Raw genomic sequence first — 26,502 nt, 5'->3', positions numbered from 1 at the left:
ACCTGACCCCATGCCGAACTCAGAAGTGAAACGCCGTAGCGCCGATGGTAGTGTGGGGTCTCCCCATGTGAGAGTAGGGAACTGCCAGGCATCAATTAAAGAAACCCCGTACCGTAAGGTGCGGGGTTTTTTGCTTTTGTTTTTCTCCCTCTCCCTGTGGGAGAGGGCCGGGGTGAGGGCATCAAACCGCACCGTCCCCTCCTTGAAACTTTCTCACCTTATGCTTGCAGGCTCGACATTAACCCCGTTTCTGGGTATCGTTAGCTGTCTGGATGTCTAAACGTTTATACGTATGCTGTGAGGATTTAAGGTTATGCCGATTCGGGTGCAGGACGAGCTACCAGCCGTCAATTTCTTGCGTGAAGAGAATGTCTTCGTAATGACTACTTCGCGTGCTTCTGGTCAGGAAATTCGCCCGCTGAAGGTGCTGATCCTTAATTTGATGCCAAAGAAGATCGAAACAGAGAACCAGTTCTTGCGTTTGCTCTCCAACTCTCCGCTTCAGGTTGATATCCAGTTGCTGCGCATTGACGCGCGTGAGTCACGCAACACGCCTGCTGAGCATCTGAATAACTTCTACTGTAATTTTGAAGATATTCGCGATGAGAATTTCGATGGGCTGATCGTCACCGGCGCACCGCTGGGTCTGGTGGAATTTAATGACGTTGCCTACTGGCCACAGATCAGGCAGGTGCTGGAGTGGGCAAAAGATCACGTCACGTCCACCTTGTTTGTCTGTTGGGCGGTACAGGCCGCATTGAATATCCTGTATGGTATTCCCAAGCAAACCCGCAGCGACAAACTTTCTGGCGTATACGAACACCACATCCTTCACCCGCATGCGCTGCTGACGCGTGGTTTCGATGACACTTTCCTGGCCCCGCATTCTCGCTACGCCGATTTTCCGGCACAGCTGATCCGAGATTACACCGACCTGGAAATCCTGGCCGAAACGGAAGACGGCGATGCCTACCTGTTCGCCAGTAAAGACAAACGCATCGCGTTCGTTACCGGCCATCCTGAGTACGATCCGCATACCCTCGCGGCAGAGTATTTTCGTGACGTTGAAGCGGGTCTGAATCCGGATGTCCCGTACAACTATTTCCCGAAAAACGATCCACAAAACACGCCTCGGGCAACCTGGCGTAGTCATGGAAATTTGCTGTTTACCAACTGGCTCAACTATTACGTCTACCAGATTACGCCGTACGATCTTCGCCACATGAATCCGACGCTGGAGTAATCGTCTGCATTAAACGATCCTAAAGCGTTTCAGCTATTCAGATCAGGCACCTTCGGGTGCCTTTTTTATTTCCGAAATCCTGTTCAACATACCAGGAAACTTTAACTCTATAGTAATCATGAAGTTGCGTTGCAATTAAAATTAAAATGGAAATTGTTTTTGATTTTGGAAAAATTATAGATAGTCTTAATTCTGCTGAGCGAAAACTACACAACGATCTTTCGCTCGCGTCGGGGGCGTGATTTGGATCTTTGATGAGGAGCAGAACGATGACTCAACAGGCAACAACGGTCGATGAACTGACCTTTACCCAGCCGAATGGTGAGCAAGAACAGCAAGTTTTGACGGCAGAAGCGGTAGAGTTTCTGACTGAACTGGTGACTCGCTTTACGCCACAGCGTAATAAACTGCTGGCGGCGCGCATTCACCAACAGCAGGGGATCGATAACGGCAAGTTGCCAGGATTTATTTCGGAAACTGCTTCCATTCGTCATGGTGATTGGAAAATCCGCGGAATCCCTGAAGATTTACAGGATCGTCGTGTGGAGATCACCGGCCCGGTAGAGCGCAAAATGGTGATCAACGCCATGAATGCCAACGTCAAAGTCTTTATGGCCGATTTTGAAGACTCGCTGGCACCGGACTGGCAGAAAGTTATCGACGGGCAGATCAACCTGCGCGACGCCGTCAATGGCACCATCAGCTATACCAACGAAGCCGGTAAAATTTACCAGCTCAAACCGAATCCGGCGGTGCTGATCTGTCGCGTACGCGGTCTGCATTTGCCAGAAAAACACGTCACCTGGCGCGGAGAAGCGATTCCGGGCAGCCTGTTCGACTTTGCGCTGTACTTCTTCCACAACCATAAGAACCTGCTGGCGAAAGGCAGCGGCCCCTATTTCTATCTGCCGAAAACCCAGTCCTGGCAGGAAGCGGCGTGGTGGAGTGAAGTTTTCAGCTACGCAGAAGACCGCTTCAGCCTGCCGCGCGGCACCATTAAGGCCACGCTGCTGATTGAAACCCTGCCTGCCGTATTCCAGATGCATGAGATCCTCCATGCGCTGCGTGACCATATTGTGGGCCTGAACTGCGGCCGTTGGGATTACATCTTCAGCTACATCAAAACCCTGAAAAACCATGCCGACCGGGTATTGCCGGATCGTCAGGTTGTCACCATGGATAAACCGTTCCTCAGCGCCTACTCGCGCCTGCTGATTAAGACCTGCCACAAACGCGGCGCCTTTGCGATGGGCGGTATGGCGGCGTTTATCCCGAGCAAAGACGCAGAGCGTAACAATCAGGTGCTCAACAAGGTGAAAGCCGATAAAGAGCTGGAAGCCCGTAATGGCCACGACGGGACGTGGATTGCCCATCCTGGTCTGGCCGATACGGCGATGGAAGTCTTTAACCGCGTACTCGGCGACAACAAAAACCAGCTGTTTGTCACCCGTGAAGACGATGCGCCAATCGCAGAAGAACAGTTGCTGGCGCCGTGTGCGGGCGAACGCACGGAAGAGGGGATGCGCGCCAACATTCGCGTCGCCGTGCAGTACATCGAGGCATGGATCTCAGGCAACGGCTGCGTGCCGATCTACGGCCTGATGGAAGATGCCGCCACGGCGGAAATTTCACGTACCTCCATCTGGCAGTGGATCCACCATCAAAAAACGCTCAGCAACGGCAAACCGGTAACCAAAGCCCTGTTCCGTCAGATGCTGGCCGAAGAGATGCGGGTCATCCAGGACGAACTGGGCGAGCACCGCTTCAGCAGTGGGCGTTTTGACGATGCTGCACGTCTGATGGAGCAAATCACCACCTCTGATGACTTAATCGACTTCCTGACCCTGCCGGGCTACCGCTTCCTGGCGTAATTCACCACATAACAATATGGAGCATCTGCACATGAAAACCCGTACCCAACAGATCGAAGAGTTACAAAAAGAGTGGACCCAACCGCGCTGGGAAGGCATTCGCCGTCCGTACAGCGCAGAAGAAGTGGTGAAGTTACGCGGCTCGGTTAATCCGGAATGTACGCTGGCGCAGAACGGCGCGGCGAAAATGTGGGATCTGCTGCATGGGGGAGCTAAAAAAGGCTATATCAACAGCCTCGGCGCACTGACTGGCGGTCAGGCATTGCAGCAGGCGAAGGCCGGCATTGAAGCTATCTATCTTTCCGGCTGGCAGGTCGCGGCGGATGCTAACCTTGCCTCCAGCATGTATCCGGATCAATCTCTTTATCCGGCGAACTCGGTGCCGTCAGTGGTGGATCGGATCAACAATACCTTCCGCCGTGCGGATCAGATCCAGTGGGCCGCGGGTATCGAACCCCACGATCCGCGTTTTATAGACTATTTCCTGCCGATCGTCGCCGATGCGGAAGCCGGTTTCGGCGGCGTGCTGAACGCCTTTGAGCTGATGAAATCCATGATTGAGGCCGGTGCAGCGGCCGTTCACTTTGAAGATCAACTGGCGTCGGTCAAGAAGTGCGGGCATATGGGCGGGAAAGTGCTGGTACCAACCCAGGAAGCGATCCAAAAGCTGGTTGCCGCGCGTCTGGCTGCTGACGTGCTCGGCGTGCCGACGCTGGTGATTGCCCGTACCGATGCTGATGCGGCGGACCTGATCACCTCTGACTGCGATCCGTACGACAGCGAATTTATTACCGGCGAGCGCACCAGCGAGGGGTTCTATCGCACGCATGCCGGTATCGAACAGGCCATCAGCCGCGGTCTGGCCTATGCCCCTTACGCTGACCTGGTCTGGTGTGAAACCTCCACGCCGGATCTGGCGCTGGCGAAGCGTTTTGCCGATGCGATTCATGCGAAGTATCCGGGCAAGCTGCTGGCCTATAACTGTTCGCCGTCCTTCAACTGGCAAAAGAATCTGGACGATACCACCATCGCCAGCTTCCAGCAGCAGCTGTCGGATATGGGCTACAAGTACCAGTTCATCACCCTGGCGGGTATCCACAGCATGTGGTTCAACATGTTCGACCTGGCGCACGCCTACGCGCAGGGCGAAGGCATGAAGCACTATGTTGAGAAGGTGCAGCAGCCAGAATTTGCGGCAGGCAAAGAGGGATATACCTTCGTTTCGCACCAGCAGGAAGTGGGAACCGGCTACTTCGATAATGTGACCACGATTATTCAGGGCGGGGCCTCCTCCGTCACGGCATTAACGGGCTCAACGGAAGAAGCACAGTTCTAATCTTTTCCCCCTCTCCCCCCTCGGGGAGAGGGTTGGGGTGAGGGGGAATATATGTCGCGTGGTCTGGAATTACTGATTGCCCAAACTATTTTGCAGGGCTTCGATGCCCAATATGGCCGCTTTCTGGAAGTCACCTCCGGCGCGCAACAGCGTTTTGAGCACGCCGACTGGCATGCGGTTCAGCAGGCCATGAAGCAGCGTATCCATCTTTATGATCACCATGTAGGTCTGGTGGTGGAGCAACTGCGCTGTATCACCGACGGTAAAAGCCCGGATGCGGATTTTTTACTGCGCGTGAAAGAGCATTACACCCATCTGTTACCCGACTACCCGCGCTTCGAGATTGCGGAGAGCTTTTTCAACTCCGTCTATTGCCGGTTATTTGACCACCGCTCATTATCTCCTGAGCGGTTATTTATCTTCAGCTCCCAGCCGGAGCGCCGCTTCCGTACCATTCCGCGTCCGCTGGCGAAAGATTTCTTTCCCGATCGCGGCTGGGAAAAGCTCCTGCACCGTGTCTTAACGGATTTGCCGCTGCGCCTGCCGTGGGAGAATAAACCCCGGGATATCGGCTATATCCACGCGTATCTCAGTGAAACCTTCGGCGAGGAGGTGCTCAGCCGCAGCCATTTGCAGGTTGCCAACGAGCTTTTCTACCGGAATAAGGCCGCCTGGCTGGTGGGCAAACTGGTTACGCCGACAGCCATCGTGCCGTTTCTGCTGCCCATTCACCGTACCGACGACGGCGAACTGTTTGTCGATACCTGCCTGACTACCAGCGCTGAGGCCAGTATCGTATTTGGCTTCGCCCGTTCCTATTTTATGGTGTACGCTCCGCTGCCTGCCGCCCTGGTGGAGTGGCTGCGCGAGATCCTGCCGGGCAAAACCACCGCCGAGCTGTACATGGCGATTGGCTGTCAGAAGCATGCCAAAACGGAAAGTTATCGGGAATACCTGCGTTATGTCACCACGGCTGATGAGCAGTTTATCGAAGCGCCGGGGATCCGCGGCATGGTGATGCTGGTTTTCACACTGCCGGGCTTCGACCGCGTGTTTAAGGTGATTAAGGATAAATTCGCCCCGCAGAAGGAGATGAGCGCCGCGCACGTTCGCGCCTGCTATCAGCTGGTTAAAGAGCACGATCGTGTCGGGCGAATGGCCGATACCCAGGAGTTTGAAAACTTTGTGCTGGATAAGCAGCAGATCGATCCGTCGCTGATGTCGCTGCTAATGCAGGAAGCGCCGACGAAAATTACCGATCTTGGCGATAAGATTGCGATTAGCCATCTCTATATCGAACGCCGGATGGTGCCGCTAAATATCTGGCTGGAGCAGTCCGAAGGCCAGGCTTTACGAGACGCCATTGAAGAGTACGGCAATGCGATTCGCCAGCTTGCCGCCGCCAATATCTTCCCGGGCGATATGCTGTTTAAAAACTTCGGCGTCACCCGTCACGGGCGGGTGGTGTTCTACGATTACGACGAAATTTGCTACATGACCGAGGTGAACTTCCGCGATATCCCACCGCCCCGCTACCCGGAAGATGAGCTTTCCAGCGAGCCGTGGTACAGCGTTTCGCCGGGCGATGTGTTTCCCGAAGAGTTTCGACACTGGCTGTGCGCCGATCCGCGCATCGGGCCGCTATTCGAAGAGATGCATGCTGATCTGTTCCGCGCCAGCTACTGGCGGGGACTGCAAACGCGGATCAAAAACGGGCACGTGGAAGATGTGTACGCTTACCGCCGTAAGCAGCGGTTTTGCATCCGGTTTTCAGAGGGCATCATGTAGGCCGGGTAAGGCGAAGCCGCCACCCGGCAATGCATGCTTAACGAATCCCACCGTACGCCAGCGTCACCTCTTTCGCCGCCTTAATCACCAGCGCACCCAACTCAGTGACCCGATCGTCGGTCATACGTGAAATCGGCCCGGAGATAGAGATGGCGGCAAACGGCTCGCGGTGCTCGTCAAAAATGCAGGCTGCGATACAGCGCAGGCCGAGGGCGTGCTCCTCGTCGTCAAACGAATAGCCGCGCTTGCGGGTCAGGGCCAAATCTTCTTTCAGATGCACCGGCGAAACCAGCGTGGCGTGGGTATAGGCATGCAGTCCTTTACGGTGCAGCAGCCCCGTCACCTGCTCCTCGGTCAGCTGCGAGAGGAACGCTTTACCCGCCCCTGAGGCATGCATCGGCAGCTTGCCGCCAATCGGCGCGGACATGCGCATCAGCTGCGTGCATTGCACCTGGTCGATGATAATCGCCTGATGGTCGCTCTGGTCGAGCACGGCCAGATTCACGGTCTCGCCCGACTCTTCCATCAATTTGCGCAGAATCGGGTGCACAATCGCCAGCAGGTTACGGCTCTGCAGGAAGCTGCTGCCCACGATAAACGCATGCGCGCCCACCGCCCAGTGCCCCAGCTCGCCTACCTGGCGGACAAAGCCCAGCTGCTGCATGGTGGTCAGCAGGCGGTGCGTCGTGGAGTTCGGCAGGCCAGCCTGCTGGGCCAGCTCCGTCAGGGCCACGCTGCTGTGCGACTCGGCTATCCACTCCAGCAGCTTCAGACCGCGCGTGAGCGATTGAACCTGTCCACCCTGTTGTGCGGCAGCGGTGGTGGCAGCAGGTTTTCTGCCGCGTTTAGCGGGAACGGTCGCGACCATGACGATCTCCTTTTTCTGTATCGTGGAAATCATTTTCGTTTTATTTGGTGAATTTGCAACCGTTATCCTGACTGATCGGAGGAGTAATAGTGAACATGTCTCATGTTACCGCTGAGCGACTTTTCCACCCTGCGAGATTGTGCCAGTATGGAACGCAGCCTTTTGGCCTTGTTGAGCGTTGTCGGGAGCAAGTGTGAGCAGCAAAGTAGAGCAACTGCGTGCGCAGTTAAATGAACGAATTCTGGTGCTGGACGGCGGCATGGGCACCATGATCCAGGGTTATCGCCTGAGCGAAGACGATTTCCGCGGCGAGCGCTTTGCCGACTGGCCTTGTGACCTGAAAGGGAACAACGACCTGCTGGTGCTCAGCAAGCCGTCCGTGATCAAGGATATCCACAACGCCTACTTCGAAGCGGGTGCGGATATCGTTGAAACCAACACCTTTAACTCGACAACCATCGCCATGGCGGATTACCAGATGGAATCCCTGTCGGCGGAGATCAACTTTGAAGCCGCAAAGCTTGCGCGCGCCTGCGCCGACGAGTGGACGGCCCGCACGCCGGACAAGCCGCGCTACGTTGCCGGGGTGCTTGGCCCAACCAACCGCACCGCGTCGATTTCACCGGACGTCAACGACCCGGCGTTTCGTAATATCACCTTTGACCAGCTGGTTGTTGCCTACCGTGAATCGACCAGAGCGCTGGTGGAAGGCGGTTCCGATCTGATCCTGATTGAAACGGTATTCGACACTCTCAACGCCAAGGCCGCGGTTTACGCGGTGAAAGAGGAGTTCGAGGCGCTGGGCGTCGACCTGCCGATCATGATTTCCGGTACCATCACCGATGCCTCGGGGCGCACGCTTTCCGGCCAGACAACCGAAGCGTTTTATAACTCTCTGCGCCATGCCGAAGCGCTCTGCTTCGGCCTGAACTGCGCGCTGGGGCCGGACGAGCTGCGCCAGTACGTGCAGGAGCTTTCGCGCATCGCAGAGTGCTACGTCACCGCCCACCCGAACGCCGGTCTGCCGAACGCGTTCGGTGAGTATGATCTGGATGCCGACACCATGGCGGCGCAAATCCGCGAGTGGGCCGAATCTGGCTTCCTCAACATCGTCGGCGGCTGCTGCGGCACCACGCCGGAGCATATCGCCGCCATGAGCCGCGCCGTCGCCGGGCTTCCACCGCGCAAGCTACCCGAGCTTCCGGTAGCCTGTCGTCTGTCCGGCCTGGAGCCGTTGACCATCGGCGACGACAGCCTGTTTGTGAACGTGGGTGAGCGTACAAACGTCACCGGCTCCGCGAAGTTCAAGCGTCTGATCAAAGAAGAGAAGTACAGCGAAGCGCTGGACGTTGCCCGCCAGCAGGTGGAAAGCGGCGCGCAGATTATCGATATCAACATGGACGAGGGGATGCTCGACGCCGAAGCGGCGATGGTGCGTTTCCTCAACCTGATTGCCGGTGAGCCGGATATCGCCCGCGTGCCGATCATGATTGACTCTTCTAAATGGGACGTCATCGAAAAAGGGCTGAAATGCATTCAGGGCAAAGGCATCGTTAACTCCATCTCGATGAAAGAGGGGGTCGATACCTTTATCCACCACGCGAAGCTGGTGCGTCGCTACGGGGCCGCCGTGGTGGTGATGGCCTTCGATGAAGTGGGTCAGGCCGATACCCGCGAGCGCAAGATTGAGATTTGCCGCCGCGCGTACAAAATTTTGACCGAAGAGGTGGGCTTCCCGCCGGAAGACATCATCTTCGACCCGAACATCTTCGCCGTCGCGACCGGCATCGAAGAGCACAACAACTACGCCCAGGACTTCATCGGCGCGTGTGAAGACATTAAACGCGAACTGCCGCATGCGCTGATCTCCGGCGGCGTGTCAAACGTCTCGTTCTCGTTCCGCGGCAACGACCCGGTTCGTGAGGCGATCCACGCCGTGTTCCTCTACTATGCCATCCGCAACGGGATGGACATGGGGATCGTCAACGCCGGCCAGCTGGCAATTTACGACGATCTGCCAGCCGAGCTGCGCGACGCCGTAGAAGACGTGATCCTCAATCGTCGTGACGACGCCACCGAACGCATGCTGGATCTGGCGGAAAAATACCGCGGCAGTAAATCTGACGAATCAGCCAACGTTCAACAGGCCGAATGGCGCTCCTGGGATGTGAATAAGCGTCTGGAATACTCGCTGGTAAAAGGCATTACCGAGTTTATCGAGCAGGATACTGAGGAAGCGCGTCAGCAGGCCGCCCGTCCGATTGAAGTGATCGAAGGGCCGCTGATGGACGGCATGAACGTGGTCGGCGATCTGTTTGGCGAGGGCAAAATGTTCCTGCCGCAGGTGGTGAAATCCGCCCGCGTCATGAAACAGGCGGTGGCGTATCTGGAACCCTTTATCGAAGCCAGCAAAGAGAAGGGCTCCAGTAACGGTAAAATGGTCATCGCCACCGTGAAGGGCGACGTACACGACATCGGCAAAAACATCGTTGGCGTGGTGTTGCAGTGTAATAACTACGAAATTATCGATCTTGGCGTGATGGTCCCGGCGGATAAAATCCTCAGGACCGCGCGCGAAGTGAATGCGGATTTGATTGGTCTTTCCGGGCTGATTACGCCGTCGCTGGACGAAATGGTCAACGTGGCAAAAGAGATGGAGCGCCAGGGCTTCACCATTCCACTGCTGATTGGCGGGGCAACCACCTCGAAAGCCCACACGGCGGTGAAAATCGAGCAGAACTACAGCGGGCCGACGGTGTATGTCCAAAACGCCTCGCGCACCGTGGGCGTGGTCTCCGCGCTGCTGTCCGACACCCAGCGCGATGACTTTGTCGCCCGCACCCGCAAAGAGTATGAAACCGTCCGCATTCAGCATGGACGTAAGAAACCGCGCACGCCGCCGGTTTCGCTTCAGGCGGCGCGCGAAAACGATCTGGCGTTCGACTGGTCCAGCTATACGCCGCCGGTCGCACACCGTCTGGGCGTGCAGGACGTGACGGCCAGCATCGAAACGCTGCGTAACTACATCGACTGGACGCCGTTCTTCATGACCTGGTCGCTGGCGGGCAAATATCCGCGCATTCTTGAAGATGAGGTGGTGGGCGAAGAGGCGAAGCGCCTGTTTAAAGATGCTAACGACATGCTCGACAGGCTGAGCGCAGAGAAAGCCCTCAACCCGCGCGGCGTGGTGGGGCTGTTCCCGGCGAACCGCGTGGGCGACGACGTGGAAATCTACCGCGATGAAACCCGCACCCATGTGCTGGCCGTGAGCCACCATCTGCGCCAGCAAACCGAGAAAGTGGGCTTTGCCAACTACTGCCTGGCGGATTTCGTCGCACCGAAACTCTCCGGTAAAGCCGACTATATCGGCGCCTTTGCCGTAACCGGCGGTCTGGAAGAAGACGCGCTGGCGGATGCGTACGACGGGCAGCACGATGATTACAACAAAATCATGGTGAAAGCGATTGCCGATCGCCTGGCGGAAGCCTTTGCCGAGTATCTGCACGAGCGCGTACGTAAGGTGCACTGGGGCTACGCGGCGAATGAGAACCTCAGCAACGAGGAGCTGATCCGCGAAAACTACCAGGGCATTCGTCCGGCACCGGGGTATCCGGCGTGTCCGGAACATACCGAGAAGGGCACTATCTGGAAACTGCTGGACGTAGAAGCGCATACGGGCATGAAGCTCACCGAGTCATTTGCCATGTGGCCGGGCGCGTCCGTTTCCGGCTGGTACTTCAGCCATCCGGACAGCAAGTACTTCGCCGTGGCACAGCTTCAGCGCGATCAGATTGAGGATTACGCTCTGCGTAAAGGCATGAGCGTGTCAGAGGTGGAACGCTGGCTGGCGCCGAATTTAGGCTACGACGCAGACTAACGTCACTTTTCCTTACAACAAACAGGGCACCGCTATGGTGCCTTGTCTCTTTCTTACGTTTAAACCCTTATACTGAACCTCAGGAAAACGAATAACGATAAGGAGGAATGCCTACCGTGTTGACGTTGTTACACCTGCTCTCCGCAGTCGCACTGCTGGTATGGGGCACCCATATCGTTCGTACCGGCGTGATGCGTGTGTTTGGCGCACGTTTACGTACCGTTCTCAGCGGCAGCGTTGAGAAGAAGCCGCTCGCCTTCTGCGCGGGTATTGGCGTCACGGCGCTGGTGCAAAGCAGCAACGCCACCACCATGCTCGTCACCTCGTTCGTGGCGCAGGATCTGGTGGCGCTCGCCCCGGCGCTGGTGATTGTCCTGGGCGCCGACGTCGGTACCGCGCTGATGGCGCGTATCCTGACGTTCGATCTCTCCTGGCTGTCGCCGCTGCTGATTTTTATCGGCGTCATTTTCTTCCTCGGCCGTAAGCAAAGCCGTGCCGGGCAGCTTGGCCGCGTCGGTATTGGCCTCGGGCTGATCCTGCTGGCGCTGGAGTTGATTGTGCAGGCTGTCACGCCGATCACCCAGGCCAACGGTGTACAGGTCATCTTCGCCTCGTTAACCGGCGATATTATGCTGGATGCGCTGATCGGCGCAGTATTCGCCATCGTCAGCTACTCCAGCCTGGCAGCGGTCCTGCTGACGGCGACCTTAACCGCCGCAGGGGTCATTTCCTTCCCGGTGGCGCTGTGCCTGGTGATCGGTGCCAACCTCGGCTCTGGCCTGCTGGCGATGCTCAACAACAGCGCCGCCAACGCGGCCGCCCGCCGGGTGGCGCTGGGGAGTTTGCTCTTCAAGCTGGTGGGCAGCCTGATCATTCTGCCGTTTGTACACCCGCTGGCGAACCTGATGGACAATCTCTCTCTGCCGAAAGCGGAACTGGTGATCTACTTCCACGTCTTCTACAACCTGGTGCGCTGTCTGGCGATGGTGCCGTTTGCCGCGCCGATGGCCCGCTTCTGCGAGCGGCTAATTCGTGATGAACCGGAGCTGGACGCGCGCCTTAAACCGAAGCATCTGGACACCTCTGTGCTGGACACGCCCGCACTGGCCATCGCCAATGCCGCCCGCGAAACGCTGCGCATGGGTGACGCGATGGAAACCATGCTGGAAGGGTTGCAAAAGGTGATGCACGGCGAGCCGCGCGAAGAAAAAGAGCTGCGCAGGCTGGCGGACGATATCAACGTGCTGTATACCGCCATCAAGCTCTATCTGGCGCGGATCCCCCAGGACGAGCTGGCGGAAGAGGAATCCCGCCGCTGGGCGGAAATTATTGAGATGTCGCTTAACCTGGAGCAGGCTTCGGATATTGTCGAGCGTATGGGCAGTGAAATCGCGGATAAATCCCTGGCCGCACGTCGGGCGTTTTCTGTGGAAGGGCTGAAAGAGCTGGAAGCGCTGCACGAACAGCTGGTCAGCAACCTGAAGCTGGCGATGTCGGTCTTCTTCTCCAGCGACGTGCCGAGCGCGCGCCGCCTGCGCCGCAACAAGCATCGTTTCCGCATCCTTAATCGCCGCTACTCGCACGCCCACGTTGAGCGTCTGCATCAGCAGAACGTGCAGAGTATCGAAACCAGCTCGCTCCATCTGGGGCTGCTGGGCGATATGAAACGTCTCAACTCGTTGTTCTGCGCGGTGGCGTACAGCGTGATGGAGCAACCGGATGAAGATGACGAGCGGGATGAGTATTAATCCCCAGAGGGTTTGATTGTTAACCCAAGGCCCAATGCTTTCATGACCGCCAGCGTGGTTTTGAGCGTTGGGTTCCCCTTATCACTGAATGATCGATACAGTTGTTCTCGTGACAGGCCCGTTTGCTGGGAAATGGTCGACATCCCTTTCGCTCGGGCGATGACGCCCAGCGCTTTAGCAATGTACGCTGAGTCACCCGTCTCTAATGCATCAGCCATAAACACAGCGATTTCCTCGTCATCCACCAGTGCGTTGGCTGGATCGTAGGGTGTTAATTTATGCATGCTCATTCACTCCTGCCATTGGGATACATTGCTCAGCATTTTTGCCATAAGTATGTCTCTGGCCTGGCTGCTTTTGTCACCACCACATAACAGCACGATGATGCAATTGCCCTGGTCCTTAAAATAGACTCTGTAGCCCGGGCCCAAGTGGATCCTCAGTTCACTGATACCTTCCCCCACGGGTCTAATGTCGCCCGCTAATCCATTTGCCAGCCTAAAGAGGCGGGAAGCGATAATCGTCTTTGCCCGCCTGTCCTTTAAATTTTGCTCCCAGCGTCGGAAGGATTCTGTCTGAACGATCTCCTTCATATTACTCCCTGTGATTTATAAACTACAAGCAATTGTCTCTGGAGAGTAAAGCTAAAAGGAGTTAGCTCAAGGATAAATAGCCTGACGCTAAATCCTGAAAGCGTCTCGCAAACTAAAAAACCCGTCTCAGTAACCGTCGGCTAATCTTTTTTTCCAGCCCAAACCTAAGGTATATTTCGCCCTTCACAGGAGAAACTATGCTGCCAACTCAATCAACCCGATTAAACAAATACATTAGCGAGAGCGGGATCTGCTCACGTCGCGAGGCTGACCGTTACATTGAACAGGGTAACGTGTTTCTTAACGGCAAACGCGCCACCATTGGTGATCAGGTGGTACCTGGCGATGTGGTGAAAGTGAATGGTCAGGTCATCGAACCGCGTGATGCCGAAGACCTGGTGTTTATCGCGTTGAACAAACCGGTTGGGATTGTCAGCACCACGGAAGATGGCGAGCGGGACAACATTGTTGATTTCGTGAACCACAGTAGCCGCATTTTCCCGATTGGCCGTCTGGATAAAGACTCTCAGGGGCTGATTTTCCTCACCAACCACGGCGATCTGGTGAACAAAATTCTGCGTGCCGGTAACGACCACGAGAAAGAGTACATCGTGACGGTGAACAAGCCGGTGACGGACGAGTTCATTCGCGGGATGGGCGCAGGCGTGCCGATTCTGGGTACCGTGACGAAGAAGTGTAAAGTCAGAAAAGAGGCGCCGTTTGCGTTTCGTATCACGCTGGTGCAGGGCCTGAACCGCCAGATCCGCCGCATGTGCGAGTACTTCGGTTACGAAGTGACGAAGCTGGAACGCACGCGCATCATGAACGTCAGCCTGTCCGGGATCCCGTTGGGCGAGTGGCGTGACTTAACGGACGACGAGCTGATCGAGCTGTTCAAACTTATCGAAAACTCCTCGTCCGAAGCGAAGCCGAAAGCCAAAGCCAAACCGAAAACGCAGGCGATTAAACGTCCGGTGGTGAAGGCACCGCAGGCAGAAGAGAAAGGGCGGGGCAAGCCGGGTAACGGAAAACGCTTTACCCAGCCGGGGCGCAAAAAGAAAGGGCGCTAATTAGCGCCTTCCACGGGTTGATGTATTGGCGGACCAGGAAAAGGTCGCCTCTGCATCCGGCTTATAAGCCTGCTCTTTTTTCAGCTTGCGGGCTTTTTTCGCCGCAGCTTCACGTTGCGCCATCAGCTTGTCGATGTACTCTTTTTTAACCTGATTGGTTTCGGCGTTCGTCAGCGTGCGGCCATGCGCGATGCGGGCGCGGTCGAGAAGCGTTTTAAGTTCGCGCTGCTCGGCTTCGGTCATGTCTTTCTGGGTCAAACGTGGTGTAGCCATTGCTGAAGCCTCCTGATGGGGAGGCTTCAGTGTAAAGCAAGCCGGGACAATTAACCCTGTTTCACCGCATCTTTTTTCGGTTGGTCATCAATCGGCTTACCGGACCAGTACCCTGCTAACAGCGAACCGGACAGATTATGCCAGACGGAGAACAGCGCCCCCGGTAGCGCTGCCAGCGGTGAGAAGTAAATTTTACCCAGCGCCGCCGCCAGGCCGGAGTTCTGCATCCCCACTTCGATCGCCAGCGTGCGGCAGGTGGATTCGTCAAAGCCAAACAGCTTCCCGCCCCAGTAACCGCCCAGCAGACCAATAGTGTTATGCAGCACAACCGCGACGATCACCACAAAGCCCACCGAAGCAATGTGCGATGCGGAACCGGCTACCACGGCGCTGATAATGGCCAGTATGCAGATCATCGAAAACGCGGGCAGATACGGCTCAACCGCTTTTACCACCCGCGGGAAGAGATGGTGGATCACCAGCCCCAGCGCAATCGGGATCACCACGATTTGCAGGATGCTGAGCAGCATGCCCATCACGTCCACCTGGATATGTGCGTCCACGTACAGGCGGGTTAACAGCGGCGTGGCAATCACGCCCACCAGCGTGGAAACCGACGAGATGGTGACGGAGAGCGCCACGTCGCCTTTCGCCAGATAGATCATGACGTTAGATGCCGTGCCGCTGGCGACGCTCCCCACCAGCACCATCCCGGCGGAAAGGTCGGGCGGCATCTTAAAGGCCATCGCCAGCAGCCAGGCCGCGAGCGGCATCACCAGGTAGTGCAGAAAAATCCCTGCGGCAACCGGCGCCGGGCGAGACAGCACGCGTTTGAAATCGTCAATTTTCAGATGCACGCCCATGCCGAACATAATCAGCATCAGCAGCGTGGTGACCCACGGACCAATGCCCGTGAACGTGGTGGGAGTGTAATACGCGAGTACAGAGAGCAGCAGCGCCCATAACGGGAACAGCCGGGTGATAGCGGAGAGCATAGTGAATTCCTTGCAGTATTGTCGTGTTGTTTTGTTATAAAAAAGCCGGGTCTGTGCCCGGCTTATTGATATTGTTTATCGTGCTAACGAATTTTATTCAAACAAATTCTGATGAAGTTTCTGCACGACCTGCTCGGCCTGATCGGCAGGGACCAGGAAGCAGAGGTTGTAGCTGGACGCGCCGTAGCAAATCATGCGGATATTGAACGGGTCGAGCACGCCGAACACCTCTTTACCCACGCCACAGGCGCGCGACAGCTTGTTGCCGATGATGGCCACCAGCGCCAGGTCTTCTTCCACTTCCACACGGCACAACTCGGAAAGCTCAATCAGCAGCGACTGCGTCAGCAGGGTATCACCCGTTGAGGTTGAACCGGTGGTGTCCAGCGTCAGCGCAATACTCACTTCGGAAGTGGTAATCAAATCTACAGAGATATTGTGGCGCGCCAGGATGCCAAACACTTCTGCCAGGAAGCCGCGGGAATGCAGCATATTATGGCTGTGCAGGGTAACCAGCGTCTGCTTACGACGCAGGGCCAGCGCGCGGAACAGCGGCGGGTTCTCGGTTTTCTTGCAGACCAGCGTCCCGCCCGCCTTTGGATCTTTACTTGAGCCAACGAAGACCGGAATGTCGCTGCGCACGGCGGGCAGCAGCGTGGCCGGGTGCAGCACTTTCGCGCCGAAAGTCGCCATTTCAGCCGCTTCTTCAAAGGCGATCACGTCAATACGTTTTGCCGCAGAGACCACGCGCGGGTCGGTGGTGTAGATTCCCGGCACGTCCGTCCAGATATCCACGCGGGTGGCGTGCAGGGCTTCACCCAGCAGGGCGGCGGTGTAGTCGCTACCGCCACGGCCCAGCGTGGTTGTGCGCCCTTTGGCTTCGCTGCCGATAAAGCCCTGGGTGATCACTATGCCTTCATTCAGGCGCGGGGCAAGCTGCTGGTTAGTCAGCTCAGCCAGGACTTCCACGTCCGGCTCGGCGCGGCCAAAGCGGTCGCTGGTGCGCATGACTTTACGCACGTCGAACCACTGCGCCTGAATATTGCGCTCGCGCATGATCTCAACGAACAGCAGGGTAGACATTAGTTCACCGTGGCTGACCAGCTCATCGGTCAGGGCGGTAGAGGTTGCCAGCGACGCGGCTTCGGCCAGAGTGGTGATATTTTCCAGCAGGCGTTCCACTTCCTCACGAATGACGTTCGGGTTTTGCAGACGCTCGAGAATGTCGAACTGAATTTTGCGCAGTGCATCCAGCTTCACGAAACGCTCGGTCGCTTCCAGTCCTTCAGACAGAGAAACCAGCAGGTTCGTCACGCCGGCTGAGGCGGAAAGTACCACCAGGCGGGTATTCGGATCGGCCAGCACCACATCGGCGCTGCGGTTCATGGCATCGTAGTCTGCCACACTGGTGCCGCCAAACTTGGCGACCACAAAACTCGTCATAACAACCTCGTGTCAGGGAATGAATAGAGCGACCTTGGCACAAGAATGAAGCGAGAACAGGTGCAGGCGCAAAATACGGCCCTATAAATAAAATGCGGGGGAGGTCCTGTCAATGCTGGGATTATGCGGATTTTTCATGGGGGGGTACCCCTCAGAAACAGGACTTATAACAGGCCCATATTTTATGCTCCTTTTTACCCCTTTTTGACCAACATTTCGCCACGCCGGAAGGGCGCGACAGCAGCTATACTTTTCGGGTCTTTTCACCTGCGTTTGATGCAGACCAGGGCAATGGCATAAAAACCATCACAATTTTTATTTGCAGGCGCTACAATCGACCGCAGTCACAATTCTCAAATCAGAAGAGTATTGCTATGAAAAACATCAACCCAACGCAGACCGCTGCATGGCAGGCACTACAGAAACATTTTGATGAAATGAAAGACGTCACCATCGCGGATCTGTTCGCGAAAGATGCCGATCGTTTCAGCAAGTTTTCCGCCACCTTCGATGACCTGATGCTGGTGGATTTCTCCAAGAACCGTATCACCGAAGAGACGCTGGCGAAGCTGCAAGATCTGGCGAAAGAGACTGAACTGGCAGATGCCATCAAATCCATGTTCTCCGGTGAGAAGATCAACCGCACCGAAGACCGTGCCGTGCTGCACGTGGCGCTGCGCAACCGTAGCAATACTCCAATTATCGTTGACGGCAAAGATGTGATGCCGGAAGTGAACGCGGTGCTGGAAAAGATGAAAACCTTCTCCGAAGCGATCATCTCAGGTAGCTGGAAAGGCTACACCGGCAAAGCGATCACCGACGTCGTAAACATCGGTATCGGCGGCTCTGACCTCGGCCCGTTCATGGTGACCGAGGCGCTGCGCCCGTACAAAAACCACCTCAACATGCACTTCGTGTCCAACGTCGATGGGACCCACATCGCTGAAGTGCTGAAAAAGGTGAACCCGGAAACCACGCTGTTCCTGGTGGCGTCTAAAACCTTCACCACTCAGGAAACCATGACCAACGCCCACAGCGCGCGCGACTGGTTCCTGAAAACCGCGGGCGACGAAAAGCACGTGGCGAAACACTTTGCGGCGCTGTCCACCAACGGTAAAGCGGTAGGCGAGTTCGGCATTGATACGGCGAACATGTTCGAGTTCTGGGACTGGGTTGGCGGCCGCTACTCTCTGTGGTCTGCAATCGGCCTGTCCATCATTCTGTCCGTCGGCTTCGACAACTTCGTTGAGCTGCTCTCCGGTGCGCACGCGATGGACAAACACTTCTCCACCACCGCGCCTGAGAAAAACCTGCCGGTGCTGCTGGCGCTGATCGGGATCTGGTACAACAACTTCTTCGGCGCTGAAACCGAAGCGATTCTGCCGTACGACCAGTACATGCACCGCTTTGCGGCCTACTTCCAGCAGGGCAACATGGAATCCAACGGCAAGTACGTTGACCGTAACGGCAACGCGGTGGATTACCAGACTGGCCCAATCATCTGGGGCGAGCCGGGCACCAACGGTCAGCACGCGTTCTACCAGCTGATCCACCAGGGCACCAAAATGGTACCGTGCGATTTCATTGCCCCGGCGATTACGCACAACCCACTGTCCGACCACCATCCGAAGCTGCTGTCTAACTTCTTCGCCCAGACCGAAGCGCTGGCGTTCGGTAAATCCCGCGAGGTGGTTGAGCAGGAGTACCGTGATCAGGGTAAAGATCCGGCAACGCTGGAGCACGTGGTGCCGTTTAAAGTGTTCGAAGGCAACCGTCCAACTAACTCCATCCTGCTGCGCGAAATCACGCCGTTCAGCCTGGGGGCGCTGATTGCCCTCTACGAGCACAAAATCTTCACTCAGGGCGCTATTCTGAACATCTTCACCTTTGACCAGTGGGGCGTAGAGCTGGGCAAACAGCTGGCAAACCGCATTCTGCCAGAGCTGGGTGACGATAAAGCGATCGACAGCCACGACAGCTCCACCAATGGTCTGATTAACCGTTATAAAGCCTGGCGTGCGTAATAAATATGTCATGAACAATGCCGGCGATATGCCGGCATTTTTTATCGGATAATTCCTGATGTCTGTTAGTTATCTCAAATTCTGAATCTGAGTTTAATCCGAAAAAGACAGTAACCCCGTTAATTGCTGAGGTTTATTTTAAGAAAATACGGAGTGATGCTTTAATGTTCTTATATTATAAATTATTGATTTATATTGATTATATATTTACTTGATTCTTTTCTCCTTCCATTTTTAACCATTAGTCTGAAAACCTCATCCCTATTTACCCCCACGGTAAACCCACTGCTTTAGTTGTGTATACTCGAATCCGCCTGAATTTCTTTTCGGGCAAATCTCCATTCATTCATTGAAGGGAAATTGTTATGAAGAAAGTACTGTATGGCATTTTTGCCATATCTGCGCTTGCGGCGACGTCTGTCTATGCAGCTCCGGTCCAGGTCGGGGAAGCAGCAGGGTCGGCAGCGACGTCTGCGTCTGCGGGGAGTTCTACCGCAGCCAGCACCAGCGCCGTAAGTTCAGCCGTGGGTGTCGCGCTGGCGGCAACCGGTGGCGGTGATGGCTCCAATACCGGAACCACGACCACTACGACGACCAGCACCCAGTAATACCGGGTGTTTTAATCATAACCACACTTCGGTGTGGTTATTTCGCCCCTTCGGAGAAGAGTCGTGAAGCGACCTGCAATCATCCTGATTTGCCTGCTGTTGCAGGCGTGCTCAGCTACCACCAAAGGGCTGGGCCACTCACTGTGGGACAGCATGTTCGGCACGCCGGGCGTGCATCTGACCGATGACGAACTTCAGAACATGCCGTATGCCAGCCAGTACATGCAGCTAAACGATGGTCCGCAACTGTTTGTGGTGCTCGCTTTCGATGAAAACGGGCAGCAGAAATGGGTGACGCAGGATCAGGCCACCATCGTGACGCAGCATTCCCGCATCGTGAAAACGTTGCTCGGCGGCGACAACCTGCTTGAGGTGAACAACCTGGCTGAAGATCCGCTCATCAAGCCGAATCAGATTGTCGATGGCGCAAGCTGGACGCGCACGATGGGCTGGACCGAGCACAAACAGGTGCGCTACGCCACGGCCCGCTCCACCTTCCGCTGGGACGGTACGGATAGTGTCAAAGTGGGCAGCGACGAAACGCAGGTGCGCGTGCTGGATGAAGAGGTGACAACCGATCAGGCCACCTGGCATAACCGCTTCTGGGTGGACGAAGAGGGGCAAATCCGCCAGTCCTTACAGTATCTCGGTGCCGGATTCTTCCCGGTGAAGACCACCCTGATCAAGGCGGCGAAATCATGAAAATGTTCATCCACATTGCGTTTCTCGCCAGCCTGGCCTCGCCGCTGGCGTGGTCTGCGGGAACGGTACAGGTCTACACCCCGGACAGCGAAAAACCTAAAACCTTAACCAATGCCGGGCATCTGCTCGATCTGGTGGGGCAGCCGAGGCTGGCGAAAAGCTGGTGGACCGGGGCGGTTATCAGCGAGCGTCAGGCGACGATTGTAGCGGAACAAAAACATCAGGCGCTGCTCGCCCGACTGAGCGGGCTGGCACAACAGGAAGATGCCGACGATGCCGCGGCTATTACTAGCCTGCGTCAGCAGCTTCAGGCGGTTAAGGTGACGGGGCGCCAGAAGGTGAATCTCGATCCCGACGAAGTGCGTGTCGCGGAAAACGGCAATCCGTCGCTGGAAGGGGACTATACCCTGTGGCTTCCGGCTCAGCCTTCCACCGTCACCGTGATGGGGCTTCTCAGCAGCCCTGGCAAAAAGCCGTTTACGCCGGGCCGGGACGTGGCGAGCTATCTCGACGAGCAAAGTCTGCTCAGCGGAGCGGATAAAAGCTATGCCTGGGTGGTCTATCCGGACGGGCATACGCAGAAAGCGCCGGTGGCTTACTGGAATAAACGCCATATCGAACCTATGCCGGGCAGCATCATTTTTGTCGGTTTTGCCGACCATTTCTGGACGAAAGCGTATGACGGGCTTAATGCCGATATCCTTCGCTCCCTGATACAGCGGATACCGGAATAATGAAAAAAACCTATCTCTACAGCATGCTTGCACTGTGCGTGAGTGCCGCCTGTCATGCAGAAACGTATCCGGCACCCATCGGCCCGTCGCAGTCCGATTTTGGCGGCGTGGGCTTACTGCAAACCCCAACCGCGCGTATGGCCCGCGAGGGGGAAATCAGCCTTAACTATCGCGATAACGATCAGTACCGTTACTACTCTGCGTCCGTGCAGCTGTTCCCCTGGCTGGAGACCACGCTGCGCTACACCGACGTGCGTACAAAACAGTACAGCAGCGTAGACGCTTTCTCCGGCGATCAGACCTACAAAGACAAAGCCTTCGACGTGAAGCTGCGTCTGTGGGAAGAGAGTTACTGGATGCCGCAGGTCTCCGTTGGTGCGAAAGACATTGGCGGGACCGGCCTGTTTGACGCGGAATACATCGTGGCCAGCAAAGCCTGGGGACCGTTTGATTTCTCACTCGGTCTGGGATGGGGCTATCTGGGTACCAGCGGCAACGTCAAAAATCCGTTCTGCTCCTACAGTGATAAATACTGCTACCGTGATAACAGCTACCAGAAAGCGGGCTCCATCAACGGCGACCAGATGTTCCACGGCCCGGCCTCGCTGTTTGGTGGTGTAGAGTATCAAACGCCATGGCAGCCGCTGCGCCTGAAGCTGGAGTACGAAGGTAATAACTACAGCGAAGATTTTGCCGGCAAAATTGAGCAGAAGAGCAAGTTTAACGTCGGCGCCATTTACCGCATCACCGACTGGGCCGACGTTAACCTCAGCTATGAGCGCGGTAATACCCTGATGTTTGGCTTTACCCTGCGCACTAACTTTAACGACATGCGGCCGCACTATAATGACAACCCGCGGCCAAAATATCAGCCGGAGCCGCAGGATGCGATCATTCAGCACTCCGTGGTAGCGAACCAGCTGACGCTGCTGAAATATAACGCGGGCCTGGCGGATCCGAAGATCCAGACCAAAGGCGATACGCTGTATGTTACCGGCGAGCAGGTGAAATACCGCGACTCCCGCGAAGGGATCGAGCGCGCCAACCGGATCGTCATGAACGATCTGCCGGAGGGGATCCGCACGATCCGCGTGACGGAGAACCGCCTGAATCTGCCGCAGGTCACCACCGAAACCGATGTTGCCAGCCTTAAGCGTCATCTTGAAGGCGAACCGCTCGGGCATGAAACCGAGCTGGTGCAAAAACGCGTTGAGCCGGTGGTGCCGGAAACCACCGAGCAGGGCTGGTATATCGATAAATCGCGCTTCGATTTCCATATCGATCCGGTGCTGAACCAGTCCGTGGGTGGGCCGGAAAACTTCTATATGTATCAGCTGGGCGCGATGGCGACGGCGGATCTGTGGGTGACCGACCACCTGTTGACCACCGGTAGTCTGTTCGGCAACATTGCCAACAACTACGACAAATTTAACTACACCAACCCGCCGAACGATTCAAAACTGCCGCGCGTGCGTACCCGCGTTCGTGAATACGTGCAGAACGATATCTACGTGAATAACCTCCAGGCCAACTACTTCCAGTACTTCGGCAATGGCTTCTACGGCCAGGTTTACGGTGGCTATCTGGAAACCATGTTCGGCGGCGCCGGGGCAGAAGTGCTTTATCGTCCTGTCGACAGCAACTGGGCGTTTGGGGTTGATGCCAACTACGTGAAACAGCGTGACTGGCGCAGCGCGCAGGACATGATGAAGTTCACCGACTACAGCGTCAAAACCGGCCACCTGACCGCCTACTGGACGCCGTCATTCGCGCAGGACGTGCTGGTAAAAGCCAGCGTCGGCCAGTATCTGGCGGGCGATAAGGGCGGTACGCTGGATATCTCCAAACACTTTGACAGCGGCGTTGTGGTGGGCGGCTATGCCACCATCACCAACGTTTCGCCAGACGAGTACGGGGAAGGGGACTTCACCAAAGGGGTGTACGTGTCGATTCCGCTGGATCTGTTCTCATCAGGCCCAACCCGCAGCCGTGCGGCAGTGGGCTGGACGCCGCTGACGCGCGACGGCGGTCAGCAGCTTGGACGTAAATTCCAGCTGTATGATATGACCAGCGATAAGAACATTAACTTCCGCTGATGCTTCACGCCGGGCGGCACTGCGTTTGCCCGGCCTACGGTTTTTGTAGGCCCGGTAAGCGCAGCGCCACCGGGCGAATGCGCCAAACATAAACAAAAAATATAGATCCCCGTCACATTTTTGCGTTATACAGGAACCTCGCCCTGGAGAATGAGGTGCTGTATGACATCCCTGACTCGTCCGCGCGTTGAGTTTATCTCAACGATACTCCAGACCGTACTGAACCTCGGTCTGCTGAGCCTTGGCCTGATCCTGGTCGTTTTTCTGGGTAAAGAGACGGTGCATCTGGCGGATGTGCTCTTCGCTCCTGAGCAAACCAGCAAATACGCACTGGTGGAAGGCCTGGTGGTCTACTTTCTCTACTTTGAATTTATCGCCCTGATTGTGAAGTACTTTCAGTCCGGCTTTCACTTCCCGCTGCGCTATTTTGTCTACATTGGCATCACCGCCATTGTGCGGCTGATCATCGTCGATCATAAATCCCCGCTCGACGTGCTGATCTACTCGGCGGCGATCCTGCTGCTGGTGATCACCCTCTGGCTGTGCAACTCAAAGCGGCTAAAACGCGAATAAAAAAAGGGCGCTCCGAAGAGCGCCTAACAACAGTCACAAGTTGGTTCAATACAATACGTCTAAAGTTGAGGGTTGCAGTGGCATAACAAATGAAACTTAACCTTTCACACCGCCCGCCGTCAGGCCGTTGACCAGCCAGCGCTGGGCCAGCAGGAACACCACGGTAATCGGGATGGCAGAGAGGACGGCCGCCGCGGCAAAGTCGCCCCACAGGTAGTTTTGCGGGTTGAGATACTGCTGCATACCGACGGCCAGGGTGTAGCTGTTTACATCGCGCAGTAACAGAGAGGCGACCGGTACTTCGGTGATCGCCGCGATAAACGACAGAATAAACACCACCGCCAGAATCGGCACCGACAACGGCAGCAGCACCAGGCGGAACGCCTGCCACGGTGTCGCGCCATCCAGTGCCGCCGCTTCTTCCAGCGAGCCGTCGATGGTTTCGAAATAGCCTTTAATGGTCCACACGTGCAGGGCGATACCGCCGAGATAGGCGAAGATCACGCCGCCGTGAGTGTTCAGGCCGATGAACGGCACGTACTGGCCCAGACGGTCAAACAAGGCATATAACGCCACCAGCGACAGTACGGCCGGGAACATCTGGAAAATCAGCATCCCTTTCAGCAGGGTCGCTTTGCCCGGAAAACGCATACGGGCGAAGGCGTAAGCACAGGTGGTGGAGAGCGTCACGATGCCGATGGCTGTGATGGTTGCCACCTTCACCGAGTTCCACAGCCACAGCAGCACCGGGAACGGCGGCGGCGTGACGCGGCCATCCGCGTGTTCCACGCTGAAGCCCAGCGCGAGCTTCCAGTGCTCCCAGGAGATTTCGTCCGGGATCAGGCTCCCGGTGGCGAAGTTCCCCGAACGCAGGGAGATGGCGATAACCATCAGCAGCGGGAACATGATCGCCGCGATGAAAATCAGCAGGCCTAAGTGCGTCGCGAGGAGGCGCAGTTTCTGAGATTTGGGTTGTACCATTGCCATGTTCAGTGCCCTCCTTAGTCAAATTTCATACGTGTGGCTTTCAGGTTCACAATCGCCAGGGCGCCCACCAGCAGGAAGATCAGGGTGGCAATCGCCGCCGCCAGGCCGAAGTCCTGACCGCCGCCGCCCTCGAAGGCGATGCGGTAGGTGTAGCTCACGAGCAGGTCGGTATAGCCTGCCGGCGTGGTGGTGCCGAGACGGTCCGGGCCACCGTTAGTCAACAGCTGAATCAGCACGAAGTTGTTAAAGTTAAAGGCGAAGCTGGCGATCATCAGCGGCGTCAGCGGCTTAATGAGCAGCGGCAGGGTAATTTTGAAGAAGTTCTGGAACGGACCCGCGCCGTCCATCGCCGAGGCTTCGTAAAGGTCGTCCGGGATGGCCTTCAGCAGCCCCATGCACAGGATCATCATGTACGGATAGCCCAGCCAGGTGTTCACGATGATAATCATCGAGCGAGCGGTGGTCGGGTCGCTGAACCAGGCCGGTTTAATGCCGAACAGCGCGCTCAGCATCATGTTGATTTCACCGAAGCTCTGGTTAAACAGCCCTTTGAAAATCAGAATCGAGATGAACGACGGCACGGCGTACGGCAGAATCAGCAGCACGCGGTAAATCGCTTTGCCCTTCAGGGACTCCCACTGCACGAGGCAGGCCAGCACCATGCCCACGGCCACGGTCAGGATCACGGTCAGCACCGAGAAGACCACCGTCCAGACGAAGATGGCGAAGAACGGTTTCTGGATGCCTTCGTCGGTAAACACGCGGGTAAAGTTGTCCCAGCCGATGGTGACGGTATAGCCCGGGCTGAGTTTGTCATCCCCCCAGCTGCCGTCGGCATTCACAGACTGATAGAAACCGATATCGTTGTTCGGGCGGTACTTCACGCCGCTCTGGTTGTTGGTCAGCGTGCCGTCATCCGCCAGGGTATAGAGCGGTTGGGTGCCGGAGAACTGGCGCAGCGAGCTCATGATCACTTTGCTTTCGTCTGGCAGTACGGCGGTGAGCTGAGTCAGTGCCTGGCGATTCTGGGTGATGATACGCAGGTTGGCACGTTCACCTTCCGGCAGGGCCGCAGCCTCTTTTAAGGTCAGCTTCTGCTCACCGCCAAATTTGAACGCGTCGGAAAGATAGGTTTTGCCGCTCTCACCGTCAGTGAGCGCTAACTTCCACTCATCACCCGCAGGATACAGGCCGAAGTTAAAGGTTTTACCCGCCTGATAAGAACGGTCCAGAAGCACCTGGGTGGCACGCTCCTGCGCGAGCTGGTTGGTGCTGCTGTAGTTGGTAAAGGCAATCGCGATGGTGCAGATCAGCGGAAAGAGGACAAACAGCCCCATCCCGGCAACGCCCGGGTAAACATAGCGCCAGGCATACGCTTTACGGTTGGCGAAAATATACAGGCCAACCGAGCTTAAAATCAGCGTCATGATGGCGAATAGGTATTCCCCTTGCACGTACATTAAAACAACAAGGTAACCCACCAGCAGACACAGCAGACCTATCACTGACCACTTCAGTGCGTCGCTTTGCCACCAGTGTTTCTTTTTAATGACATCCATGGGGTTCTTCCTCTACAACGGTGGAAACTTATCGTCAGGTGGCGCTGCGCTTACCTGACCTACGGATCGTGCCGTAGTCGTAGGGCGGGTAAGCGCATGCGCCACCCGCCGTTT

21 protein-coding genes and 1 rRNA gene are annotated in these 26,502 nt (G+C 56.4%); 14 read left to right on the top strand and 8 right to left on the bottom strand.

What is annotated here, in order from left to right; all coding sequences use genetic code 11:
- From rrf to aceK, 5 genes are all read left to right on the top strand, one after another.
- Positions 1 to 90 (top strand): 5S ribosomal RNA (gene rrf, locus ACOTX4_RS21460); the annotation flags it as partial.
- 223 nt (positions 91 to 313) lie between these two features.
- A complete protein-coding gene (metA, locus tag ACOTX4_RS21455; RefSeq protein WP_003860360.1) occupies positions 314 to 1,243 on the top strand; it encodes a homoserine O-acetyltransferase MetA in 930 nt (309 codons plus the stop codon).
- Between the two features lie 269 nt (positions 1,244 to 1,512).
- On the top strand, positions 1,513 to 3,114 hold the full coding sequence (gene aceB, locus ACOTX4_RS21450) for a malate synthase A (protein ID WP_045331332.1): 1,602 nt from the start codon (positions 1,513 to 1,515) through the stop codon (positions 3,112 to 3,114).
- Between the two features lie 31 nt (positions 3,115 to 3,145).
- Positions 3,146 to 4,450 carry an isocitrate lyase gene (gene aceA, locus ACOTX4_RS21445; protein ID WP_003860356.1) on the top strand — a complete coding sequence of 435 codons (1,305 nt, stop codon included), beginning with the start codon at positions 3,146 to 3,148 and terminating at the stop codon, positions 4,448 to 4,450.
- 51 nt (positions 4,451 to 4,501) lie between these two features.
- A complete protein-coding gene (aceK, locus tag ACOTX4_RS21440) occupies positions 4,502 to 6,238 on the top strand; it encodes a bifunctional isocitrate dehydrogenase kinase/phosphatase (RefSeq protein ID WP_045331335.1) in 1,737 nt (578 codons plus the stop codon).
- Positions 6,239 to 6,275: 37 nt separating this feature from the next.
- Here the strand turns inward: aceK and iclR are convergent, their stop codons facing one another.
- Entirely contained in the window at positions 6,276 to 7,106 is an 831-nt protein-coding gene (iclR, locus tag ACOTX4_RS21435; protein WP_023293555.1) for a glyoxylate bypass operon transcriptional repressor IclR, read from the bottom strand.
- A gap of 193 nt (positions 7,107 to 7,299) precedes the next feature.
- Between iclR and metH the strand changes: the two genes are divergently transcribed.
- Both metH and ACOTX4_RS21425 read left to right on the top strand, forming a co-directional pair.
- Positions 7,300 to 10,983 carry a methionine synthase gene (gene metH, locus ACOTX4_RS21430; RefSeq protein WP_045331340.1) on the top strand — a complete coding sequence of 1,228 codons (3,684 nt, stop codon included), beginning with the start codon at positions 7,300 to 7,302 and terminating at the stop codon, positions 10,981 to 10,983.
- 116 nt (positions 10,984 to 11,099) lie between these two features.
- Positions 11,100 to 12,731: a Na/Pi cotransporter family protein gene (locus ACOTX4_RS21425; RefSeq protein WP_003860350.1), complete on the top strand. Its 1,632-nt coding sequence runs from the start codon at positions 11,100 to 11,102 to the stop codon at positions 12,729 to 12,731.
- Here ACOTX4_RS21425 and ACOTX4_RS21420 read toward each other — a convergent pair.
- Positions 12,728 to 13,015 carry an addiction module antidote protein gene (locus ACOTX4_RS21420; protein WP_022650216.1) on the bottom strand — a complete coding sequence of 96 codons (288 nt, stop codon included), beginning with the start codon at positions 13,013 to 13,015 and terminating at the stop codon, positions 12,728 to 12,730. The two genes, ACOTX4_RS21425 and ACOTX4_RS21420, sit on opposite strands and share 4 nt — an antisense overlap.
- A 6-nt stretch (positions 13,016 to 13,021) precedes the next feature.
- Complete coding sequence (locus ACOTX4_RS21415; RefSeq protein WP_003860348.1) at positions 13,022 to 13,324, bottom strand: type II toxin-antitoxin system RelE/ParE family toxin; 303 nt, start codon at positions 13,322 to 13,324, stop codon at positions 13,022 to 13,024.
- A 197-nt stretch (positions 13,325 to 13,521) separates the two neighbouring features.
- Here ACOTX4_RS21415 and rluF point away from each other — a divergent pair, with 197 nt between their 5' ends.
- Positions 13,522 to 14,394 carry a 23S rRNA pseudouridine(2604) synthase RluF gene (rluF, locus tag ACOTX4_RS21410; RefSeq protein WP_003860347.1) on the top strand — a complete coding sequence of 291 codons (873 nt, stop codon included), beginning with the start codon at positions 13,522 to 13,524 and terminating at the stop codon, positions 14,392 to 14,394.
- On the opposite strand, the gene ACOTX4_RS21405 is transcribed toward rluF, so the two are convergent.
- The 3 genes from ACOTX4_RS21405 to lysC form a co-directional block, all read right to left on the bottom strand.
- On the bottom strand, positions 14,395 to 14,667 hold the full coding sequence (locus ACOTX4_RS21405) for a DUF3811 domain-containing protein (protein ID WP_003860346.1): 273 nt from the start codon (positions 14,665 to 14,667) through the stop codon (positions 14,395 to 14,397).
- Positions 14,668 to 14,717: 50 nt separating this feature from the next.
- Positions 14,718 to 15,662, bottom strand: a complete 945-nt coding sequence (gene panS, locus ACOTX4_RS21400) for a ketopantoate/pantoate/pantothenate transporter PanS (protein WP_032627014.1) — start codon at positions 15,660 to 15,662, stop codon at positions 14,718 to 14,720.
- A gap of 93 nt (positions 15,663 to 15,755) precedes the next feature.
- Complete coding sequence (gene lysC, locus ACOTX4_RS21395; RefSeq protein ID WP_032608241.1) at positions 15,756 to 17,105, bottom strand: lysine-sensitive aspartokinase 3; 1,350 nt, start codon at positions 17,103 to 17,105, stop codon at positions 15,756 to 15,758.
- A 374-nt stretch (positions 17,106 to 17,479) separates the two neighbouring features.
- Here lysC and pgi point away from each other — a divergent pair, with 374 nt between their 5' ends.
- The 6 genes from pgi to psiE all read left to right on the top strand — a co-directional run bounded on the left by pgi (position 17,480) and on the right by psiE (position 23,842).
- Positions 17,480 to 19,129, top strand: a complete 1,650-nt coding sequence (pgi, locus tag ACOTX4_RS21390; RefSeq protein WP_003860343.1) for a glucose-6-phosphate isomerase — start codon at positions 17,480 to 17,482, stop codon at positions 19,127 to 19,129.
- Between the two features lie 365 nt (positions 19,130 to 19,494).
- Positions 19,495 to 19,737 carry an exopolysaccharide production protein YjbE gene (gene yjbE / locus ACOTX4_RS21385; RefSeq protein ID WP_003860341.1) on the top strand — a complete coding sequence of 81 codons (243 nt, stop codon included), beginning with the start codon at positions 19,495 to 19,497 and terminating at the stop codon, positions 19,735 to 19,737.
- A 63-nt stretch (positions 19,738 to 19,800) separates the two neighbouring features.
- The gene (locus ACOTX4_RS21380) at positions 19,801 to 20,439 is read left to right on the top strand and encodes a YjbF family lipoprotein (RefSeq protein WP_003860339.1); all 639 of its coding nucleotides are present in this window, start codon (positions 19,801 to 19,803) and stop codon (positions 20,437 to 20,439) included.
- Positions 20,436 to 21,173 carry a capsule biosynthesis GfcC D2 domain-containing protein gene (locus ACOTX4_RS21375; protein WP_003860336.1) on the top strand — a complete coding sequence of 246 codons (738 nt, stop codon included), beginning with the start codon at positions 20,436 to 20,438 and terminating at the stop codon, positions 21,171 to 21,173. The genes ACOTX4_RS21380 and ACOTX4_RS21375 overlap by 4 nt, the downstream gene beginning before the upstream one ends.
- On the top strand, positions 21,173 to 23,269 hold the full coding sequence (locus ACOTX4_RS21370) for a YjbH domain-containing protein (RefSeq protein ID WP_045331343.1): 2,097 nt from the start codon (positions 21,173 to 21,175) through the stop codon (positions 23,267 to 23,269). Before ACOTX4_RS21375 ends, ACOTX4_RS21370 begins: the two co-directional genes overlap by 1 nt.
- Positions 23,270 to 23,431: 162 nt before the next feature.
- Positions 23,432 to 23,842, top strand: coding sequence for a phosphate-starvation-inducible protein PsiE (gene psiE / locus ACOTX4_RS21365; RefSeq protein WP_000202963.1), 411 nt, complete (start codon positions 23,432 to 23,434; stop codon positions 23,840 to 23,842).
- A 96-nt stretch (positions 23,843 to 23,938) separates the two neighbouring features.
- Here psiE and malG read toward each other — a convergent pair whose 3' ends face one another.
- A complete protein-coding gene (gene malG, locus ACOTX4_RS21360; RefSeq protein WP_003860332.1) occupies positions 23,939 to 24,829 on the bottom strand; it encodes a maltose ABC transporter permease MalG in 891 nt (296 codons plus the stop codon).
- A gap of 14 nt (positions 24,830 to 24,843) precedes the next feature.
- Positions 24,844 to 26,388: a maltose ABC transporter permease MalF gene (gene malF / locus ACOTX4_RS21355; RefSeq protein ID WP_003860331.1), complete on the bottom strand. Its 1,545-nt coding sequence runs from the start codon at positions 26,386 to 26,388 to the stop codon at positions 24,844 to 24,846.
- Between the last annotated feature and the right edge of the window lie 114 nt (positions 26,389 to 26,502).

The sequence above is a fragment of the Enterobacter cloacae complex sp. IR5459 genome (assembly GCF_049238005.1).
Taxonomy (GTDB): Bacteria; Pseudomonadota; Gammaproteobacteria; order Enterobacterales; family Enterobacteriaceae; genus Enterobacter; species Enterobacter hormaechei_C.
Note: the sequence above shows the minus strand (reverse complement) of the source record. Positions and strands in the feature narration are given on the sequence as shown.

Bases quoted from the DNA above. Each gene is read 5' to 3' on its own strand.
- psiE (WP_000202963.1), top strand. From the start codon at position 23,432: ATGACATCCCTGACTCGTCCGCGCGTTGAGTTTATCTCAACGATACTC.
- aceA (WP_003860356.1), top strand. From the start codon at position 3,146: ATGAAAACCCGTACCCAACAGATCGAAGAGTTACAAAAAGAGTGGACC.
- yjbE (WP_003860341.1), top strand. From the start codon at position 19,495: ATGAAGAAAGTACTGTATGGCATTTTTGCCATATCTGCGCTTGCGGCG.
- pgi (WP_003860343.1), top strand. From the start codon at position 17,480: ATGAAAAACATCAACCCAACGCAGACCGCTGCATGGCAGGCACTACAG.
- malF (WP_003860331.1), bottom strand. From the start codon at position 26,388: ATGGATGTCATTAAAAAGAAACACTGGTGGCAAAGCGACGCACTGAAG.
- lysC (WP_032608241.1), bottom strand. From the start codon at position 17,105: ATGACGAGTTTTGTGGTCGCCAAGTTTGGCGGCACCAGTGTGGCAGAC.
- aceK (WP_045331335.1), top strand. From the start codon at position 4,502: ATGTCGCGTGGTCTGGAATTACTGATTGCCCAAACTATTTTGCAGGGC.
- panS (WP_032627014.1), bottom strand. From the start codon at position 15,662: ATGCTCTCCGCTATCACCCGGCTGTTCCCGTTATGGGCGCTGCTGCTC.
- rluF (WP_003860347.1), top strand. From the start codon at position 13,522: ATGCTGCCAACTCAATCAACCCGATTAAACAAATACATTAGCGAGAGC.
- ACOTX4_RS21375 (WP_003860336.1), top strand. From the start codon at position 20,436: ATGAAAATGTTCATCCACATTGCGTTTCTCGCCAGCCTGGCCTCGCCG.
- ACOTX4_RS21415 (WP_003860348.1), bottom strand. From the start codon at position 13,324: ATGAAGGAGATCGTTCAGACAGAATCCTTCCGACGCTGGGAGCAAAAT.
- ACOTX4_RS21420 (WP_022650216.1), bottom strand. From the start codon at position 13,015: ATGCATAAATTAACACCCTACGATCCAGCCAACGCACTGGTGGATGAC.
- malG (WP_003860332.1), bottom strand. From the start codon at position 24,829: ATGGCAATGGTACAACCCAAATCTCAGAAACTGCGCCTCCTCGCGACG.
- iclR (WP_023293555.1), bottom strand. From the start codon at position 7,106: ATGGTCGCGACCGTTCCCGCTAAACGCGGCAGAAAACCTGCTGCCACC.
- ACOTX4_RS21370 (WP_045331343.1), top strand. From the start codon at position 21,173: ATGAAAAAAACCTATCTCTACAGCATGCTTGCACTGTGCGTGAGTGCC.
- metA (WP_003860360.1), top strand. From the start codon at position 314: ATGCCGATTCGGGTGCAGGACGAGCTACCAGCCGTCAATTTCTTGCGT.
- ACOTX4_RS21405 (WP_003860346.1), bottom strand. From the start codon at position 14,667: ATGGCTACACCACGTTTGACCCAGAAAGACATGACCGAAGCCGAGCAG.
- aceB (WP_045331332.1), top strand. From the start codon at position 1,513: ATGACTCAACAGGCAACAACGGTCGATGAACTGACCTTTACCCAGCCG.